Source organism: Variovorax paradoxus (assembly GCF_009498455.1).
GTDB classification, from domain to species: Bacteria; Pseudomonadota; Gammaproteobacteria; order Burkholderiales; family Burkholderiaceae_C; genus Variovorax; species Variovorax paradoxus_H.
Window position 1 is genome coordinate 5,336,153 of the sequence record NZ_CP045644.1, and the last position, 15,388, is coordinate 5,351,540.

Sequence of the window (15,388 nt, forward strand, 5' to 3'; positions counted from 1 at the left end):
AGAAGGACACCGGCAAATGATCCAGGACTTCAAGGGCAAGACCGCCGTACTCACCGGCGCAGGCTCGGGCTTCGGCCTCGAATGCGCGCGCATCGGCGCCGCCCGCGGCATGAACCTCGTGCTGGTCGATGTGCAGCAGGACGCACTCGACAAGGCCCAGGCCGAGATGGAGGCCCTGGGCGTCCAGGTGCTGGCGCGCAAGGTCGACGTGTCCGACGCGGCCCAGATGGAAGCGCTGGCCGCGGCCGTCAAGGAACGCTTCGGCGCGCCGCACTTCGTGTTCAACAACGCAGGCGTCGGCGCCGGCGGCCTCGTGTGGGAAAACACCGTGGCCGACTGGGAATGGGTGCTGGGCGTTGACCTGTGGGGCGTGATCCACGGTGTGCGCCTGTTCACGCCGATGATGCTCGAGGCCGCCGCCAAGGACCCGGGCTACCGCGGCCACATCACCAACACCGCCAGCATGGCGGGCCTGCTCACGCCGCCCAACATGGGCATCTACAACGCGGCCAAGGCGGCTGTCGTGAGCCTGACCGAAACCATGTACCAGGACCTGAACCTGGTGACCGACCAGATCGGCGCCAGCCTGCTGTGCCCGTACTTCGTGCCCACCGGCATCACGAGCAGCGAGCGCAACCGCCCGAATGCGCCGAAGGACACCGAACTCACCAAGAGCCAGCTCATCGGCCAGGCCATGAGCAACAAGGCGGTGAGCAGCGGCAAGATCACCGCGGCCGAGGTGGCGGCGAAGGTGTTCGACGCCATCAGCGACAACCAGTTCTACGTGTTCAGCCACCCCAAGGCGCTGGGCAATGTGAAGAGCCGCATGGAGAGCATCGTGTCGATCACCAACCCGGCCGACCCGTTCCTGGAGCGCCCCGAGATCGGCCAGAAGCTGCGCGAGCAGCTGCGCTCTGCCTGATCTTTTCCCGATGAGGCGGCCCATCGCGGGCCGCGCTCAGCCGACCTGCACCTTCGCCTGCAGGTCGCGCACCAGTTGCTCGATGCCCGACAGCGCCTCGGCCATCGAGCGGTCCAGCAGATGGCCGCGGTCTTCGGCGTGCTCGACCGCGATGTCGTGCACCTCGCGCAGCCCGACCAGGCCCAGTGCGGCCTTCGCGCCCGGCACCAGAAAATTCAGATGCGCCTGCATGCCGCCGGGCCCGAAGCCGCTGCTGCCGTGCGCGGTGAGCAGTACGGTGCGGCGCGGGCGCTCGGCCAGCAGCGGCACGTAAGGGTCGTCCAGGCGCGGATCCATGTCGAAGGTTTCGCCGACGCGCACGATGTTGTCGATCCATGCCTTCACGGTGGCCGGTGCGCCGTAGTTGTACATGGGCGTGCCCATCACGATCACGTCGGCGCGGCGCAGCTCGGCGATGAAGGCATCGCTCTCGGCCAGCACCTCGTGCATCCAGGCTTCGCGCGCTTCGGCGGGCGTGTAGGCGCTGTGAATCCAGTCTCCGGTGACCGCCTGTGGCGGCGCGGTGCCGAAGTCGCGGTAGATCACTTCGTCGTGCGGGCGGGCCGCTTGCCACGTGCTGACGAAGTGGTGGCTCAGGCGGCGCGAATGCGAGCCGTGGACGACTGCGCCCGAACGGCCGGAACGGGGGCTGGCATCGATGTGGAGCAGGGTGGTGGTGGTCATGGCGTGGTCCTCGGTTGGATGAAGGGAATTCAGCTGTCTGCTTGACACGGTTCTTAATTTATCGAAGCATCCAGCGCCGGACAAACGACGAATTTTTCTCGACGCAGAAAATTCAATTCATCTATTCGCCACGCCGAACACCATGGCCCTCCTGCATTCCCTGCCTCCGCTGGCCTCGCTGCGCGCCTTCGAGGCCGCCGCGCGCCATTGCAGCGCCAAGCTCGCGGCGAACGAGTTGTCGGTCACGCCCACGGCCATCAGCCACCAGGTGCGCCAGCTCGAAGAATCGCTGGGCGTGGCGTTGTTCATCCGGCAGCCGCGGCAACTGGTGCTCACGCCGCAGGGGCGCGAGCTGCAGGCGGTGCTGAGCGAATCGTTCGGCGCCATGGCCCATGCGGTCGCGCGGCTGCGTGCACCGCCTGCGCGGCAGGCCATCACGCTGTCGGCCACGCCGGCTGTCGCGGCACGTTGGCTGCTGCCGCGTGTGAGCACGCTGCGTGCGCTGCACCCCAAGCTCGACCTGCGCATCCATGCATCGCACGACGCGGTGGCGCTCGACGGTGTCACGGCCGACATCGCCATCCGCTACGGCCGCGGCCAATGGCCCGGCATGGTGGCCGAGAAGCTGTTCGACAACGTCTTCGCACCGGCCTGCAGCCCCGCGCTCAAGCTGCGTCGCCGCGCCGACCTGACGCGGCACACGCTGCTGCATTTCTCGGCGCCCAACAGCAAGAGCCCGCCGGGCACCTGGCTCGAATGGCAGCAGCAGGCGCAGGTGCCGGGCCTCGACGTGTCGGCCGGCCCGGTGTTCTCGGACGAGACGCACACCGTGTCCGCTGCGCTGCAGGGGCAGGGCGTGGCGTTGATGAGCCTGGCGCTGATCGCAGACGAGCTGCGCGCCGGCAACCTCGTGCAGCCCTTCGGGCCCGAGCTGCCGGGACTGCCGTTCTATCTGGTGTGCCAGGAAGGGCGGCGCGCGGAGCCGGCGGTGGCGGCGGTGTTCGAGTGGGTGAGAGGGTTGCAGCCGTTGGACGGCGCCACGCCCTGAGCCACGGCGGCGACACAATCGCATTCACTGCTGTTTCGAAGTGCCATTCCCTATGAGACTTTCCCCGACTTCTTCCCTCCTTCAGATCGAGAACCTGCACTTCGCCTACCCCGACCAGCCCGCGCTGGCCGATGGCTGGTCCGCCGCCGTCGGCGAAGGTGTCACGCTGCTGTACGGCGACACCGGCAGCGGCAAGTCGACCTTGCTGCGCGTGCTGGCGGGCCAGCAGCCTGCATCGGCCGGGCAGTTGCGCGTGGCTGGCGTGGCGCTCGACGTCGAACCCGAGGCCTACCGGCGCCAGGTCTTCTTCTGCGAGCCGGCGTTGGAAGCCTTCGATCAGCTCAGCGTGCAGGCCTGCACGGCCTTGCTGGGCGAGGGCGACGCGGGGTTCGACAAGGCCGAGTGGCAGCACCTCGTCGAGGCCTTCTCGCTCACGCCGCACCTCGAAAAGCAGATGTTCATGCTGTCGACAGGCTCCCGCCGCAAGGTCGGGCTGGCCGCCGCGCTGGCATCGGGCCGGCCGGTGGTGCTGCTCGACGACCCGGTGGGCGCGCTCGATGCGCGTTCGATCCATGGCCTGTGGCGGGCGATCGAGCGGCGCATGGCGCAGCCGGGGCGGGCGGCGGTGGTGGCGAGCAGCGAGCGCATCACCGAGGTGCCGCTGGCGGCGTGCATCGAGCTGCCGCTGGGCTGATCAGCTGCGCGGCGTGGCCATCACGTGGTTGTCGTGTCGTTCGTCGCCGAGCACGAACTGCGTCAGCCCCGTCACGGCGAGCCCGTGCTTTTCGTAGAACGCGCAGGCGCGCAGGTTCTTCACGTTCACGGTGAGCCACAGGCCGTCGCTGCCTGTGCGCGCATGTGCGGCGTTGCGGGCTTCGCGCAGCAGCATTGAACCGACGCCGCTGCGTGCGAACGGTGACTGCACATAGAGCGTGCGCAGCTCGGTGTCACGGCCAGGCGCGAGCGGCTGTACGGCGCCGAATTGCAGCAGCGCGTAACCGACGAGATGGCCATCGACTTGCGCCACCCGCAGTGCGACACCAGGCGCCTCGGCCCACGCAGTGAACGCAGCCGGCGTGAAGGTCGAGAGCACGTAGCGTCCGAGCAGGTCGTTCACACCGTCGGTCGCGTAGGTGTCGAGCCACACCTGGATTGCGAGCGCGGCCAAGGTGTGCGCATCGGCTGCGGTGGCGGGACGAACGGTGACAAGCGGACGGTTCATGGTGCGGCGCATTCTGCGACAGCCGCGTCACGCCGTCTGCAAGGCCGACCGGAATCGACTCGGGGGCGCGCCGGCTGACTTGCGCATCAGCCGCCGCAGCGCCGTGGCGTCTTCATAGCCGACCTGCGTCGCGACCTGTTCGATGGTCATGCGGCTGCTCTCGATCAGCATGCGCGCGCGGTTGAGTCGCACGCTCTGCACCAGCGCCAGCGCACCCAGGCCGGTGGCGGCGCGTACGCGCCGGGCCAGCGTGCGCTGCGACATCGCGAACTCATCGGCCAGCGCGGCCACGCTGGGCGGCGTGGGCAGCGCGGCTTCGATGCGCTGCGTGAGGCGCGAGATCAGTTCGTTGCCGTTGGACAGCATCGACGGCACGACGAACGGAGCCTGCGCCTGGCGGCCGTCGATCAGCAGCACCTTGCTCACGGCCTCGGCCAGCGCGGGGCCGAAGCGCGTGCGCAGCAGATGGAGCATGAGGTCCGACTGCGCGAAGGCCGCGCCGGCGGTGCTGACCGGTCCGTCGGCACACACCATGCGGTCGGCATCGACATGGCAATCGGGCTCCAGACGGCGCAGCTCGGGCGCCAGCCACCACGAGGTCGTGACGCGGCGCGCGTGCAGCAGGCCCGCCGCCTGCAGCAGGAACACCGCCGAGCACGAGGCCGCGACCGCACCGCCGCGCGCGGCATGACGTCGGACCGTGTCGATGGCGGCACGGGCGTTGTCGTCGGTGAGGCGCAATGCAAGGTCGGCGGGCTTGTCGACGCCGAGCCCGGGCACGATCCACGTCGAGCCGTCGGTGCGCGCGCGGCGGGGCATGGCGAGGGTGTCGATCTGCAGCCCGTTGCTCAGCGGCACCACGCCGCCGCCGGGCGACACCACGCGCCAGGTGGGGCGGGGCATTTTGTGGCGCGGTGCGAGCGTGGCGGCTGCGGCGAGCACGTCGAGCGTGACGGCGGTGCTGGTGCCGAAGCTGCCCGGAAGGACGAGAACGGTGAAATCGTGCATGGCTGAAAACGCCTGATAGGCGTCTGAATGGACACTGGCAGTCTAGCGCCGCACCGGGTGCAATGGCAGCCACCTCAACCTTCTGGATTTCGACCATGACGCAGCCCATGGACAGGACCGATCCGCTCGACGACTTCACGCGCCGCGGGATCACGCTCGCCAGCGCCACCAAGGCGGTCTACGTGGCCGGCACCGGCCCGGCCGTGATCGTGATGACCGAGATGCCCGGCATCAGCCCGCACGTGGCGCGCTTCGCCCGCTGGGTGCGCGACGCCGGCTTCACGGTCTACATGCCGTCGATGTTCGGTCGCGACGGCGTCGTGCCGGACGCGGAGGAGGGCAAGGCCGTGTTCCAGCGCGCCTGCGTGAGCGCCGAGTTCCGCGCCTTCGCGGGCAACGCCTCGAGCCCGGTGACGCAGTGGCTGCGCGCGCTGGCGCGGCTGGCGCATGCCGAATGCGGCGGGCCGGGTGTGGGCGCGATCGGCATGTGCTTCACCGGCAACTTCGCACTCACGATGATGTTGGAGCCCGCGGTGCTGGCGCCCGTGCTGTCGCAGCCGTCGCTGCCGATGGACAACCCCGGCGGCATCGAGATTTCTCCGGAAGAGATCGCCCAGGTGCGGCAACGCCTGGAGCGCGAAGACCTGACCGTGATGGCCTATCGCTTCGAGGGCGACCGCTTCTGCCGGGCCCAGCGTTTCGCGGCGTATGCAGACGCGCTGGGCGATCGCTTCGTGGCCCGCGTGCTGCCCGACAGCGCGGCCAACACGCGCGACCTGCCGTCGTTCTTCTCGCAGCTGGTGGCGAGCCCGCACAGCGTGGTGACGGCGCACCTGATCGACGAGGCCGGCCAGCCGACGATCGCGGCGCGCGACGAGATCCTTTCGTTCTTCGCGCGCCGCTTGTCGGGTGTGTCGGATCAGGCCCGTGCGGAGGCGCCGTCGGCTGGCAGCTGACCGGCCTTTTGCGCACGACGGTCGAGCGAACGGCTCCAGAGTGCAATCGCCAGGCCCACGAGCGTGAGCAGCGCGGCCACCCAGCCCAGGGCGTGCAGCCCGGGGCCGTGGTCGATCGTCACGCCGCCGACCCACGCGCCGAGTGCGTTGCCGAGGTTGAAGGCCGCGATGTTGAGGCTCGACGCGAGGTTCTGGCCCGCACCCGAAGCCTTCTCCAGCACGCGCAGCTGCATCGGCGCCACGGTCGCGAACGAGGCCACGCCGAGCAGGCCGACGAACACCACGGCGGTGAAGGGCGTGCCGATGGTGAACTGCATCGCGCCGAGCACCACGGCCAGCGCCACCAACGTGCCGAGCACGGCGGCCATCGGTGCGCGGTCGGCCAGCTTGCCGCCGAGGATGTTGCCGACGGCGAGGCCGCCGCCGAACACCAGCAGGATCGGCGACACGGCCGACTCCGACAGGCCGGTGAGCTGCGTGAGCAGCGGCTGGATGTAGGTGAAGACCACGAACACGCCGGCAAAGCCGAGCACCGTCATCGCCAGGCCGAGCAGCACCTGCGGGCGCGCCAGCACGGCGAGCTCTTCACGCAGCGGCGCGGGTTTGACCTCGCCCTTCACGCGCGGCACGAACACGGCGAGCACCATGAGCGCGAGCACGCCGATCACCGTCACCGCCCAGAAGGCCGAACGCCAGCCGAACTGCAGGCCCAGCCACGCACCGGCGGGCACGCCGAGCAGCGTGGCGGCGGTGAGGCCGGTGAACATGATCGCGATGGCCGAGGCGCGGCGCTCGGGCGCTACGAGGCCGGTGGCGACCACAGAGCCGACGCCGAAGAAGGTGCCGTGCGCCAGCGAGGTGATGACGCGCGCGGCCATCAGCATTTCGTAGTTGGGCGCGAGCGCACAGGCGAGGTTGCCGAGCGTGAAGATCGCCATCAGCGCGAGCAGCACGGTCTTGCGCGGCAGCTTGCGGGTGGCGATGGTGAGCACGGGCGCGCCGACCGCGACCCCGAGCGCGTAGCCCGAGATCAGCAGGCCGGCGGCCGTGATGGAGACCTGAAGGTCCGTCGACACCTGCATGAGCAGGCCCATGATGACGAATTCGGTGGTGCCTATTCCGAAGGCACCGGCGGTGAGGGCAAGAAGAGCGATGGGCATGATGCCTGTACTGTGCGGACGATCGGTCTCGATGACTAGAATGCCGCGAGTACATGCACTTGTGAATTCAAGTCACAACCGAAGGAAAGCCATGCCGCGCATCGACGTCAACCGCTCCGGTGAAATGGAGGCCTTCGTGCAGGTGGTGGAGGCGGGCGGTTTCTCGGCGGCGGCACGGCTGCTCGACATGACGCCCTCGGCCGTCAGCAAGCTGGTGGCGCGGCTTGAGCTGCGCCTGGGTATCCAGCTCGTGCACCGTTCCACGCGCAAGCTGCAGCTCACGCCCGAGGGGCTGCATTTTTACGAGCGCAGCACGCGCGTGCTGGCCGACATGGACGAGGCCGAGCGTTGCGCCGCAGCCGGTGCGGCGCCGCGCGGGCGCGTGAGCATCAACGCGAGTGTGTCTTTCGGGCATCACAAGCTGGTGCCGCTGGTGCCGCGCCTGCTCGAGATGCATCCGGAGATCACGCTCGACATTGCGCTGACCGACCGCATCGTCGATCTGATGGACGAGCGCGCCGACATCGCGATCCGCTGGGGCCAGTTGCCGTCGTCCGACCTGGTGGCGCGGCGCCTGGGCGAAACCAGCCAGTCCATCGTGGCGGCGCCGGACTACCTGGCGAAGTACGGCACGCCGCGCACGCCGCAGGAACTGGAGGCGCACAACCGGCTGGGCTGGAGCTACCGGCGCAACACGCCCGACTGGCCGTTGCGCGTCGACGGCCGCATGGTGATGCTGCCGGTGGCGGGGCCGGTGCGCGCGGGCGACGGCGAGACGCTGCGGCAGTTGGCGATTGCGGGGGCGGGTGTGGCGCGGCTGTCGCTGTATCACATCCAGCACGACATCGATGCGGGCCGGCTGGTGCCTTTGCTCGAAGAATTCAACCCGGGCGAGATCGAGCCGATCCACGCGGTGTACATCGGCAAGGCCGGCACGCTGCCCGCGCGGGTGCGGGCGGTGCTCGATTTTCTGGTGGCGTGCTCGGGCGTGAGCGGTGGGCGTTACACGCTCAAGCGTACGGCGCCGATGCCGGGGAACTCGGCCTTCACCTGATCGCCGCGGCGGCAGGGCAGCACGCCGACCCACGAACCGGTGGTGACGACGGTGCCGGCGGGCACGGTCTGGCCGTGGCGCGTGAGGTGGCGCAGCCAGATCGGCAGCAGCCACGTCGGATCGGCCAGCGGATGCGTGCCTTCGCGCACGACGGTTTCAGCCTCGCCGATTTTTGTTTCGCAGCGCTGCGAGGCACAGTCGACGGCGGCGTACGGTTGCCAGTCGCCGAGCGCGAGCGCGCCGTGTACCTGCGAGTCGGCCAGGCGCAGCAAGGCGGGTGTGGTGGCCAGGTCTTGCCAGCGCGCATCGACGATTTCGACGGAGACGGCCATGGCGTCGATGAGCGCTGCTGAGTTGTCGTGGTCGAGTGCGGCGGCTTGGGCGGGTGTGACGTCCTGGCCGAGTCTCAATGCAATCTCTGCTTCGATGCCAGGGGTGTGGAATGTGAGGTCGCTGAAGTTGGCGGGGCTCTGGCGCACACCATGTGGGGGCAGCGGGGCATGCGTGAGCGTGGCGCTGCGGGAGCCACCGCCGGACTTCCAGGTCTTCGGGATGCCGTCGAACCAACCGAGGGCTGCGGCTACGGCGTCTTGCACTTCGTAGGCCTGCGTTGCGTCTGGCAGTGCGTCGGTCCAGGGCGTAGCGTCGAGCGTGTGGTTGGCCTGGCGTGCGGCGATGAGGGCTTCGGTGAGGGCTTTTTGGTCGGGCGTCATTCTTGGAATCTTCTCAGGTTCTTTGGGTGTTTGTTCAGGGCGCGTGCACAGGCCACTGGGTGCTTCCCTCCGCGAATGTCCCCCGCTTCGCTCCTCCTTGATTTCGCTGCGGGAAGCACCCAGTGTCCTGAGCACGAGAAGCCGCGCTGGTGTGCGGTCGATCAACGACTGCACTGAACACGCTCACGTCGATGGGGTGCCTTGCGCAGCGAAATCAAGGAGGAGCCCGAAGGGCGGGGGACATTCGCGGAGCAAGGCTCCCCGTCGGCGGGAGCGTCGCCCCGAACGACAGCCCTCAGGTCTCGACCTGCACCTTGCCGTCCTTCACGACCTTCGCCCACTTGGCGATCTCGGTGTTGATGAACTGCTTGAACTTGTCCTGCGAACCGCCGCCGTCTTCCGCGCCGTAGGTGTCGAGCCGCTCCTGCACGTCGGGCATCGCGAGCACGGTGTTGACGTCGCGGTTCACCTTCTGCGCGATGGCGGGCGGCAGCTTGCCGGGGCCGGCGAGGCCGTACCAGGTGGTCGCTTCGAAGCCGGCAAAGCCCTGCTCCTGCATCGTGGGCACGTTCGGATGGCCCTTGGCGCGCTTGGTGCGCGTCTGCGCCACGGCGAGCACGCGGCCGTTCTTCACGTGCGGGGTGGCGGCGGTCATGGTCTCGAAGCTGAACTGGATCTGTCCGCCCATCAGGTCGGCAAGCAGCGGGCCGCTGCCTTTGTACGGCACGTGCAGCGCATCGACGCCGCCCTGCAGCTTGAACATCTCCAGCGCCAGGTGCTGTGCCGAGCCCGGGCCGGCCGAGCCGAAGCTCACGGTGCCGGGCGCGGCCTTGCAGGCGGCGACGATGTCTTTCACGCTGAGGGCCTTCTGCGTGGGGTTGGCGATGAGCAGGTTGGGCGTGACGCCCACGAGCACGATCGGCACGAAGTCGCGCTCGACGTTGTAGCGCAGCTTGGGCTGCAGGCTGGGCGCGAGCGCGTGGCTGTTGATGTGGGCCATGAGCAGGGTGCTGCCGTCGCTGGGCTGCTGCGCCACGTAGTCGGCCGCGAGCACGCCGGCGACACCGCCCTTGTTCTCGACGATGACCTGCTGGCCCCACATGATCGTGAGCTTCTGCGCGACCACGCGTGCCAGTGCGTCGGTGCCGCCGCCGGGCGGGAAGCCCACCACGATGCGCACGGGGCCGGTGGGCCACTCCTGCGCGAACAGCCGGGGTACGCCCAGCGTGGCGGCCGCACCGGCGGCGGCCTGGATCAGGGAACGTCTTTGCATCTTCTTTGTCTCCGTCGGTTGGGGAATCCGATGCGTGCCGGGAGCCGCTTGCGCGGGCCCGGCAGGGTGGTGGGCCGCCGCATCGTTCGAGCGATGCGCTGCGGCCCGTGTGAGGTTCTGCGCGCCCGGCTCAGGCTGCTTTTTGCAGGCCGACCGGTGCGGCGGGGTGGCTCGCGAAATAGTCCATCGCTGCCTGCACGCCGCTGCCTGCCAGCTTGATGCCGCTGAGCTTCATGCCCATCTCGACACCCGCGACCATCGCCACGAGCGTCAGGTCGTTGCTGTCGCCCAGGTGGCCCATGCGGAACATGCGGCCCTTGAGCTTGCCGAGGCCCGTGCCCAGCGAGAGGTCGAAGCGCTGGTGGATCAGGCGGCGCACGGCGTCGGCATCGATGCCTTCGGGCGTGATCACGCCGGTGAGCACGGGCGAGTACACGGCCGGGTCGGCGCACTGGATCGGCAGGCCCCAGGTGTTGACCGCGGCGCGCACACCGGCAGCCCAGCGCTGGTGGCGCGCGAACACGTTGTCCAGGCCTTCGCCGAGGATCATGTCGAGCGACTCAGACAGACCGTAGAGCAGGTTGGTGTTCGGCGTGTAGGGCCAGTAGCCGTCCTTGTTCATCTCGACGATTTCGTCCCAGGCCCAGAAGGCCTTGGGCAGCTTGGCGTGCTTGGCGGTTTCGAGGGCGCGTGGCGATAGCGCGTTGAAGCTGATGCCCGGCGGCAGCATCAAGCCCTTTTGCGAGCCGCTCACGCAGACGTCGACACCCCATTCGTCATGGCGGTAGTCCGCACTGGCCAGGCCCGAGATGCTGTCGACCATGAGCAGGGCGGGGTGGCCCGCCGCATCGATGGCCTTGCGCACCGAGGCGATATCGGAGGTAACGCCGGTGGAGGTCTCGTTGTGCACCACGCACACGGCCTTGATCTTCTTCTCGGTGTCCTTGCGCAGGCGCGCCTCGATGAGTTCGGCCTGCACGCCGCGGCGCCAACCGGGCGCGTTGGGCAGGTGCGCGTCGGTGCCGGTGTAGGCGAGGAACTCGGTCGACAGGCCCAGGCGCGTGGCCATCTTCTGCCAGAGCGACGCGAAGTGGCCGGTCTCGTACATGAGCACGTGGTCGCCGGGGCTGAGCGTGTTGGCGAGTGCGGCTTCCCATGCGCCGGTGCCCGACGCGGGATAGATCGCGACCGGGTGCTTCGTCTTGAAGATCTCCTTGATGCCGCCGAGCACCTTCAAACCCAGCGTGCCGAACTCGGGCCCGCGGTGGTCGATGGTCGGCAGGCTCATGGCCCGCAGGATGCGATCGGGCACCGGGCTGGGGCCGGGAATCTGGAGGAAGTGACGGCCGGTGGGGTGGATGTCGAGTTGCAGCATGGGCTCTCCTTTTGCAGCTAGTTTTGCATTCAAAATGCATTTAAGTATGATGGTTTACACCTATCAACCTGCGTTGTGGCGGCTATTTTTTGCATTCAAAATGCAAGCAAGGGAACATCACATGACCGCTGAAATCATCGAAATCTCCAGGCTGGCCTTGCATGACCAGGTCGCGTCGCGCCTGCGCACCATGCTGGTCGAAGGGCGCATTGCGCCGGGCGCCAAGCTCAACGAACGCGAGCTGTGCCTGCAGCTGAACGTGTCGCGCACGCCGCTGCGCGAAGCCATCAAATTGCTCGCGGCCGAAGGGCTGGTCGACCTGCTGCCCAACCGCGGCGCGGTGGCAGTGAAGCTCACCGAGGCCGACGTGCTCAACACCTTCGAGGTGCTGGCGATGCTCGAGGGCATGTCGGGCGAGCTGGCGGCCAAGCGCATCACCGACGAGGAACTGGCCGAGGTGCGCGCGCTGCACTACGAAATGATGGCCTGCTTCGCGCGCCGCGACCTGTCGGGCTACTACCGCCTGAACGCGCGCATCCACACGGCCATCAACGACGCGGCGGCGAACCCGGTGCTGTCGAACACGTACCGCTCGATCAACGCCCGCGTGCAGTCGCTGCGCTTTCGCACCAACCAGGACGAGACCAAGTGGCAGCACGCGGTCGAGGAGCACGAACAGATGGTGCAGGCGCTGGCCGCACGCGACGCGCAGGCCATGCGCAAGGTGCTCACGGCGCACGTGCTGCGCAAGCGCGACACCGTGCTGGAGCTGCTGCGCGCGGGCCAGATCTATCCCACTGCCAAGAGCAAGAGCAAGACCACGAGCAACAACGCGAGCTAAGCACCCACCATGCGCATCGACCCCGCCAGCCACATGCAGCCAGCCGGAACCGTTCTTCCGCCCAACGACACCTGCGAACTGCTGGCGCGCCGGCTGCGCACCGACACGCAGGGCGAGGTGCTGTTCGACGACGGCTCGCGCGGGCGCTACGCCACCGACGCGTCGATCTACCAGATCACGCCGGTCGGTGCCTTCGTGCCGACGAACGAGCGCGACATTGCCACCGCCATCGACATCGCCCGCGACCTGAAGGTGCCGGTGCTCGCGCGCGGCGGCGGCACCAGCCAGTGCGGCCAGACCACGGGCGCGGCGCTGGTGATCGACAACAGCAAGCACTTTCGCAAGGTGCTCGACGTGAACGTGGAAGAGGGCACGGCGACGGTCGAGCCGGGCCTGGTGCTCGACCACCTGAATGCGCAGCTCAAGCCGCACGGGCTCTGGTACCCGGTCGACGTGTCGACCAGCGCGCAGGCCACGCTGGGCGGCATGGCGGGCAACAACTCCTGCGGCTCGCGCTCCATCGCCTACGGCAACATGGTGCACAACGTGCTGGGCGCGAGCGCGTGGCTGTCGAGCGGCGAGCTGGTCGAGTTCGGTCCGGTGGGAGCCCTCGGCGCGCGCGCGGCCGGCATTGCGCAGTTCGTGCACGGGCTGGCGCAAGAGCACCGCGACGCCATGGCGCAGCACTGGCCCAAGGTGATGCGCCGCGTGGCGGGCTACAACCTGGACATCTTCGACAACCAGAGCGAGCGGCCCTACACCGCCGACGGCAGCGTGAACCTCGCGCACCTGCTGATCGGCGCCGAAGGCACGCTGGCCTACACGCGCAGCCTGAAGCTCAAGCTCGCGCCGCTGCCGCGCGCCAAGGTGCTGGGCATCGTGAACTTTCCGACCTTCCATGCGGCCATGGACGCGGCGCAGCACATCGTGAAGCTCGGGCCGACGGCGGTGGAGCTGGTCGACCGCACGATGATCGAGCTGAGCCTGGCCAATCCGGCGTTCAAGCCGACGGTGGAGACGGCGCTGATTGGCAAGCCCGCCGCCATCCTGCTCGTCGAGTTCTCGGGTGCCGACAAGGCCGCGCTGCTGCCGCAACTGAAGCAGCTGGTCGAACTGATGGGCGACCTTGGCCTGCCCGGCAGCGTGGTCGAGATGGCGGACGATGCGCGGCAGAAGAACCTGTGGGAAGTGCGCAAGGCCGGCCTCAACATCATGATGAGCCTCAAGGGCGACGGCAAACCCGTGAGCTTCATCGAAGACTGCGCCGTGCCGCTCGAGCACCTGGCCGAATACACCGACGGGCTGACCGAGGTGTTCGCGAAGTACGGCAGCCGCGGCACCTGGTACGCGCATGCCTCGGTCGGCACGCTGCACGTGCGGCCGATCCTCGACATGCGCGCCGACGGCGGCGCCAAGATGCGCGCCATTGCCGAAGAGGCCAGCGCGCTCGTGCGCAAGTACAAGGGCGCGTTCAGCGGCGAGCACGGCGACGGGCTGTGCCGCGGCGAATGGATCGAATGGCAGTTCGGGCCGGCGATCAACGAGGCCTTTCGCGCGATCAAGCAGCAGCTCGACCCGATCGGACTGTTCAACCCCGGCAAGATCATCGACCCGCCGCGCATGGACGACGGCGCGCTGTTCCGCTTTGCGCCGCCCACCGCGCCCAAGCCCTACCGCCGCATCGAACTGAAGCCGGTGCTCGACTGGTCGGGCTGGAACGTCAACGCCGACCCCGTGACCGAGCTGACCACCGCGCCCGGCACCGGCGGCGACAGCACCGGCGGCCTCGCGAAGGCTGTCGAGATGTGCAACAACAACGGCCACTGCCGCAAGTTCGACGCCGGCACCATGTGCCCGAGCTACCGCGTGACGCGCGACGAGCAGCACCTGACGCGCGGCCGCGCCAACACGCTGCGCCTGGCGCTGTCGGGCCAGCTCGGCGCCGATGCGTTCACCAGCGAGGCCATGCACGACACCATGGACCTGTGCGTCGGCTGCAAGGGCTGCAAGCGCGACTGCCCGACCGGCGTCGACATGGCGAAGATGAAGGTCGAGTTTCTCGACCACTACAAGAAGCGCCACGGCCACACGCTGAAGGACAAGCTGGTCGCCTACATGCCCGACTACGCGCACCGCGCCAGCCGCATGCCGTGGCTGCTGAACCTGCGCAACCGCGTGCCGGGTGCGGCGTGGCTGGGCGAGAAGATGCTGGGCTTTTCAGCCAAGCGCTCGCTGCCCGAATGGCGCACCGACACCTTCTGGCGCGGCAAGGACACGGTGGCGGCGGGTCTGTTTTCTGATCAAGCGTCGGTGCTGGCTGCGGCTGCGCGTGGCGAGAAGGTCGCCGTGCTGTTCGTCGACACCTTCAACGGCACCTTCGAAAGCGAGAACGTCTTTGCAGCCGCGCGCGTGCTGCACGCCGCAGGCTATGCGCTGCACACGGTGGAGAAGGGCGGCGGGCACCACTGCTGCGGCCGGACCTTCCTGGCCAGCGGCATGGTGGACGAGGCCAAGGTGCGCGCAGGGGCGCTGATCGACGCGCTGCTGCCGCTGGCACAGGCAGGCGTTCCCATCGTCGGGCTCGAGCCCTCGTGCCTGCTCACGCTGCGCGACGAAACGCTGGTGATGGGTTTCGGCGACAAGGCGCAAGTCGTCGCGAAGCAGGCGCTGCTGTTCGAAGAGTTCATCGCCCGCGAACGCAAGGCCGGCCGCTTCGAACTCGCGCTGAAGCCGGCCACCGCGCCGATCCTGTTGCACGGCCACTGCCACCAGAAGGCCTTCGGCGCGGTGACTCCGATCATGGAAGTGCTGAAGCTGATTCCGGGCGCCGAGCCCGAGCTGATCGAGAGCTCATGCTGCGGCATGGCCGGCAGCTTCGGCTACGAGGCGAGCCACTTCGAGGTATCGATGCAGATGGCCGAAGCGAGCCTGCTGCCCGCCATCCGCGCGAAGCCCGATGCGATCGTGGTGGCGGACGGCACGAGCTGCCGGCACCAGATCGGCGATGGGGCGCAGCGGGAGGCGGTGCATGTGGCGGTACTGTTGGCGCGGCACATGGTGCTCTGAGGCTGGCCCGGCTTTCTTCTTCGGAAC

14 protein-coding genes are annotated in these 15,388 nt (G+C 68.5%); 7 read left to right on the top strand and 7 right to left on the bottom strand.

Features of this window, described 5'->3' with window-relative positions; genetic code table 11:
* The first annotated feature begins 16 nt into the window (after positions 1-16).
* Positions 17-922 carry an SDR family oxidoreductase gene (locus GFK26_RS24595; RefSeq protein ID WP_153284271.1) on the top strand — a complete coding sequence of 302 codons (906 nt, stop codon included), beginning with the start codon at positions 17-19 and terminating at the stop codon, positions 920-922.
* A 36-nt stretch (positions 923-958) separates the two neighbouring features.
* Here the strand turns inward: GFK26_RS24595 and GFK26_RS24600 are convergent, their stop codons facing one another.
* Complete coding sequence (locus tag GFK26_RS24600; RefSeq protein WP_153284272.1) at positions 959-1,645, bottom strand: FMN-dependent NADH-azoreductase; 687 nt, start codon at positions 1,643-1,645, stop codon at positions 959-961.
* Between the two features lie 142 nt (positions 1,646-1,787).
* On the opposite strand from GFK26_RS24600, the gene GFK26_RS24605 reads away from it, so the two are divergent.
* Positions 1,788-2,693, top strand: coding sequence for a LysR substrate-binding domain-containing protein (locus tag GFK26_RS24605; protein ID WP_153284273.1), 906 nt, complete (start codon positions 1,788-1,790; stop codon positions 2,691-2,693).
* Between the two features lie 52 nt (positions 2,694-2,745).
* Positions 2,746-3,387 carry an ABC transporter ATP-binding protein gene (locus tag GFK26_RS24610; protein ID WP_153284274.1) on the top strand — a complete coding sequence of 214 codons (642 nt, stop codon included), beginning with the start codon at positions 2,746-2,748 and terminating at the stop codon, positions 3,385-3,387.
* On the opposite strand, the gene GFK26_RS24615 is transcribed toward GFK26_RS24610, so the two are convergent.
* A complete protein-coding gene (locus GFK26_RS24615; RefSeq protein ID WP_228121770.1) occupies positions 3,388-3,915 on the bottom strand; it encodes a GNAT family N-acetyltransferase in 528 nt (175 codons plus the stop codon).
* A 27-nt stretch (positions 3,916-3,942) separates the two neighbouring features.
* Positions 3,943-4,923 (bottom strand): GlxA family transcriptional regulator, encoded by a 981-nt coding sequence (locus GFK26_RS24620; RefSeq protein WP_153284276.1) that lies wholly within the window; start codon positions 4,921-4,923, stop codon positions 3,943-3,945.
* Between the two features lie 95 nt (positions 4,924-5,018).
* Between GFK26_RS24620 and GFK26_RS24625 the strand changes: the two genes are divergently transcribed.
* Positions 5,019-5,879, top strand: a complete 861-nt coding sequence (locus GFK26_RS24625) for a dienelactone hydrolase family protein (protein ID WP_153284277.1) — start codon at positions 5,019-5,021, stop codon at positions 5,877-5,879.
* Here the strand turns inward: GFK26_RS24625 and GFK26_RS24630 are convergent.
* Entirely contained in the window at positions 5,843-7,039 is a 1,197-nt protein-coding gene (locus GFK26_RS24630) for an MFS transporter (RefSeq protein ID WP_153284278.1), read from the bottom strand. The two genes, GFK26_RS24625 and GFK26_RS24630, sit on opposite strands and share 37 nt — an antisense overlap.
* Positions 7,040-7,130: 91 nt before the next feature.
* Here GFK26_RS24630 and GFK26_RS24635 point away from each other — a divergent pair, with 91 nt between their 5' ends.
* Positions 7,131-8,093 (top strand): LysR substrate-binding domain-containing protein, encoded by a 963-nt coding sequence (locus GFK26_RS24635; RefSeq protein ID WP_153284279.1) that lies wholly within the window; start codon positions 7,131-7,133, stop codon positions 8,091-8,093.
* Here GFK26_RS24635 and GFK26_RS24640 read toward each other — a convergent pair.
* From GFK26_RS24640 to GFK26_RS24650, 3 genes are all read right to left on the bottom strand, one after another.
* Complete coding sequence (locus GFK26_RS24640; RefSeq protein WP_153284280.1) at positions 8,042-8,806, bottom strand: fumarylacetoacetate hydrolase family protein; 765 nt, start codon at positions 8,804-8,806, stop codon at positions 8,042-8,044. The two genes, GFK26_RS24635 and GFK26_RS24640, sit on opposite strands and share 52 nt — an antisense overlap.
* 295 nt (positions 8,807-9,101) lie before the next feature.
* The gene (locus GFK26_RS24645) at positions 9,102-10,079 is read right to left on the bottom strand and encodes a Bug family tripartite tricarboxylate transporter substrate binding protein (RefSeq protein ID WP_153284281.1); all 978 of its coding nucleotides are present in this window, start codon (positions 10,077-10,079) and stop codon (positions 9,102-9,104) included.
* 130 nt (positions 10,080-10,209) lie between these two features.
* Positions 10,210-11,454 (bottom strand): pyridoxal-phosphate-dependent aminotransferase family protein, encoded by a 1,245-nt coding sequence (locus GFK26_RS24650; RefSeq protein WP_153284282.1) that lies wholly within the window; start codon positions 11,452-11,454, stop codon positions 10,210-10,212.
* A 121-nt stretch (positions 11,455-11,575) separates the two neighbouring features.
* Here GFK26_RS24650 and GFK26_RS24655 point away from each other — a divergent pair, with 121 nt between their 5' ends.
* Both GFK26_RS24655 and GFK26_RS24660 read left to right on the top strand, forming a co-directional pair.
* A complete protein-coding gene (locus tag GFK26_RS24655; RefSeq protein ID WP_153284283.1) occupies positions 11,576-12,295 on the top strand; it encodes a GntR family transcriptional regulator in 720 nt (239 codons plus the stop codon).
* A 9-nt stretch (positions 12,296-12,304) separates the two neighbouring features.
* A complete protein-coding gene (locus tag GFK26_RS24660) occupies positions 12,305-15,361 on the top strand; it encodes an FAD-binding and (Fe-S)-binding domain-containing protein (protein ID WP_153284284.1) in 3,057 nt (1,018 codons plus the stop codon).
* The last annotated feature ends 27 nt before the right edge of the window (positions 15,362-15,388 follow it).

Coding starts and splice junctions, on each gene's coding strand:
- GFK26_RS24605 (WP_153284273.1), top strand. CDS start 1,788: ATGGCCCTCCTGCATTCCCTGCCTCCGCTGGCCTCGCTGCGCGCCTTC.
- GFK26_RS24640 (WP_153284280.1), bottom strand. CDS start 8,806: ATGACGCCCGACCAAAAAGCCCTCACCGAAGCCCTCATCGCCGCACGC.
- GFK26_RS24600 (WP_153284272.1), bottom strand. CDS start 1,645: ATGACCACCACCACCCTGCTCCACATCGATGCCAGCCCCCGTTCCGGC.
- GFK26_RS24595 (WP_153284271.1), top strand. CDS start 17: ATGATCCAGGACTTCAAGGGCAAGACCGCCGTACTCACCGGCGCAGGC.
- GFK26_RS24610 (WP_153284274.1), top strand. CDS start 2,746: ATGAGACTTTCCCCGACTTCTTCCCTCCTTCAGATCGAGAACCTGCAC.
- GFK26_RS24650 (WP_153284282.1), bottom strand. CDS start 11,454: ATGCTGCAACTCGACATCCACCCCACCGGCCGTCACTTCCTCCAGATT.
- GFK26_RS24655 (WP_153284283.1), top strand. CDS start 11,576: ATGACCGCTGAAATCATCGAAATCTCCAGGCTGGCCTTGCATGACCAG.
- GFK26_RS24615 (WP_228121770.1), bottom strand. CDS start 3,915: ATGAACCGTCCGCTTGTCACCGTTCGTCCCGCCACCGCAGCCGATGCG.
- GFK26_RS24635 (WP_153284279.1), top strand. CDS start 7,131: ATGCCGCGCATCGACGTCAACCGCTCCGGTGAAATGGAGGCCTTCGTG.
- GFK26_RS24645 (WP_153284281.1), bottom strand. CDS start 10,079: ATGCAAAGACGTTCCCTGATCCAGGCCGCCGCCGGTGCGGCCGCCACG.
- GFK26_RS24660 (WP_153284284.1), top strand. CDS start 12,305: ATGCGCATCGACCCCGCCAGCCACATGCAGCCAGCCGGAACCGTTCTT.
- GFK26_RS24625 (WP_153284277.1), top strand. CDS start 5,019: ATGACGCAGCCCATGGACAGGACCGATCCGCTCGACGACTTCACGCGC.
- GFK26_RS24630 (WP_153284278.1), bottom strand. CDS start 7,039: ATGCCCATCGCTCTTCTTGCCCTCACCGCCGGTGCCTTCGGAATAGGC.
- GFK26_RS24620 (WP_153284276.1), bottom strand. CDS start 4,923: ATGCACGATTTCACCGTTCTCGTCCTTCCGGGCAGCTTCGGCACCAGC.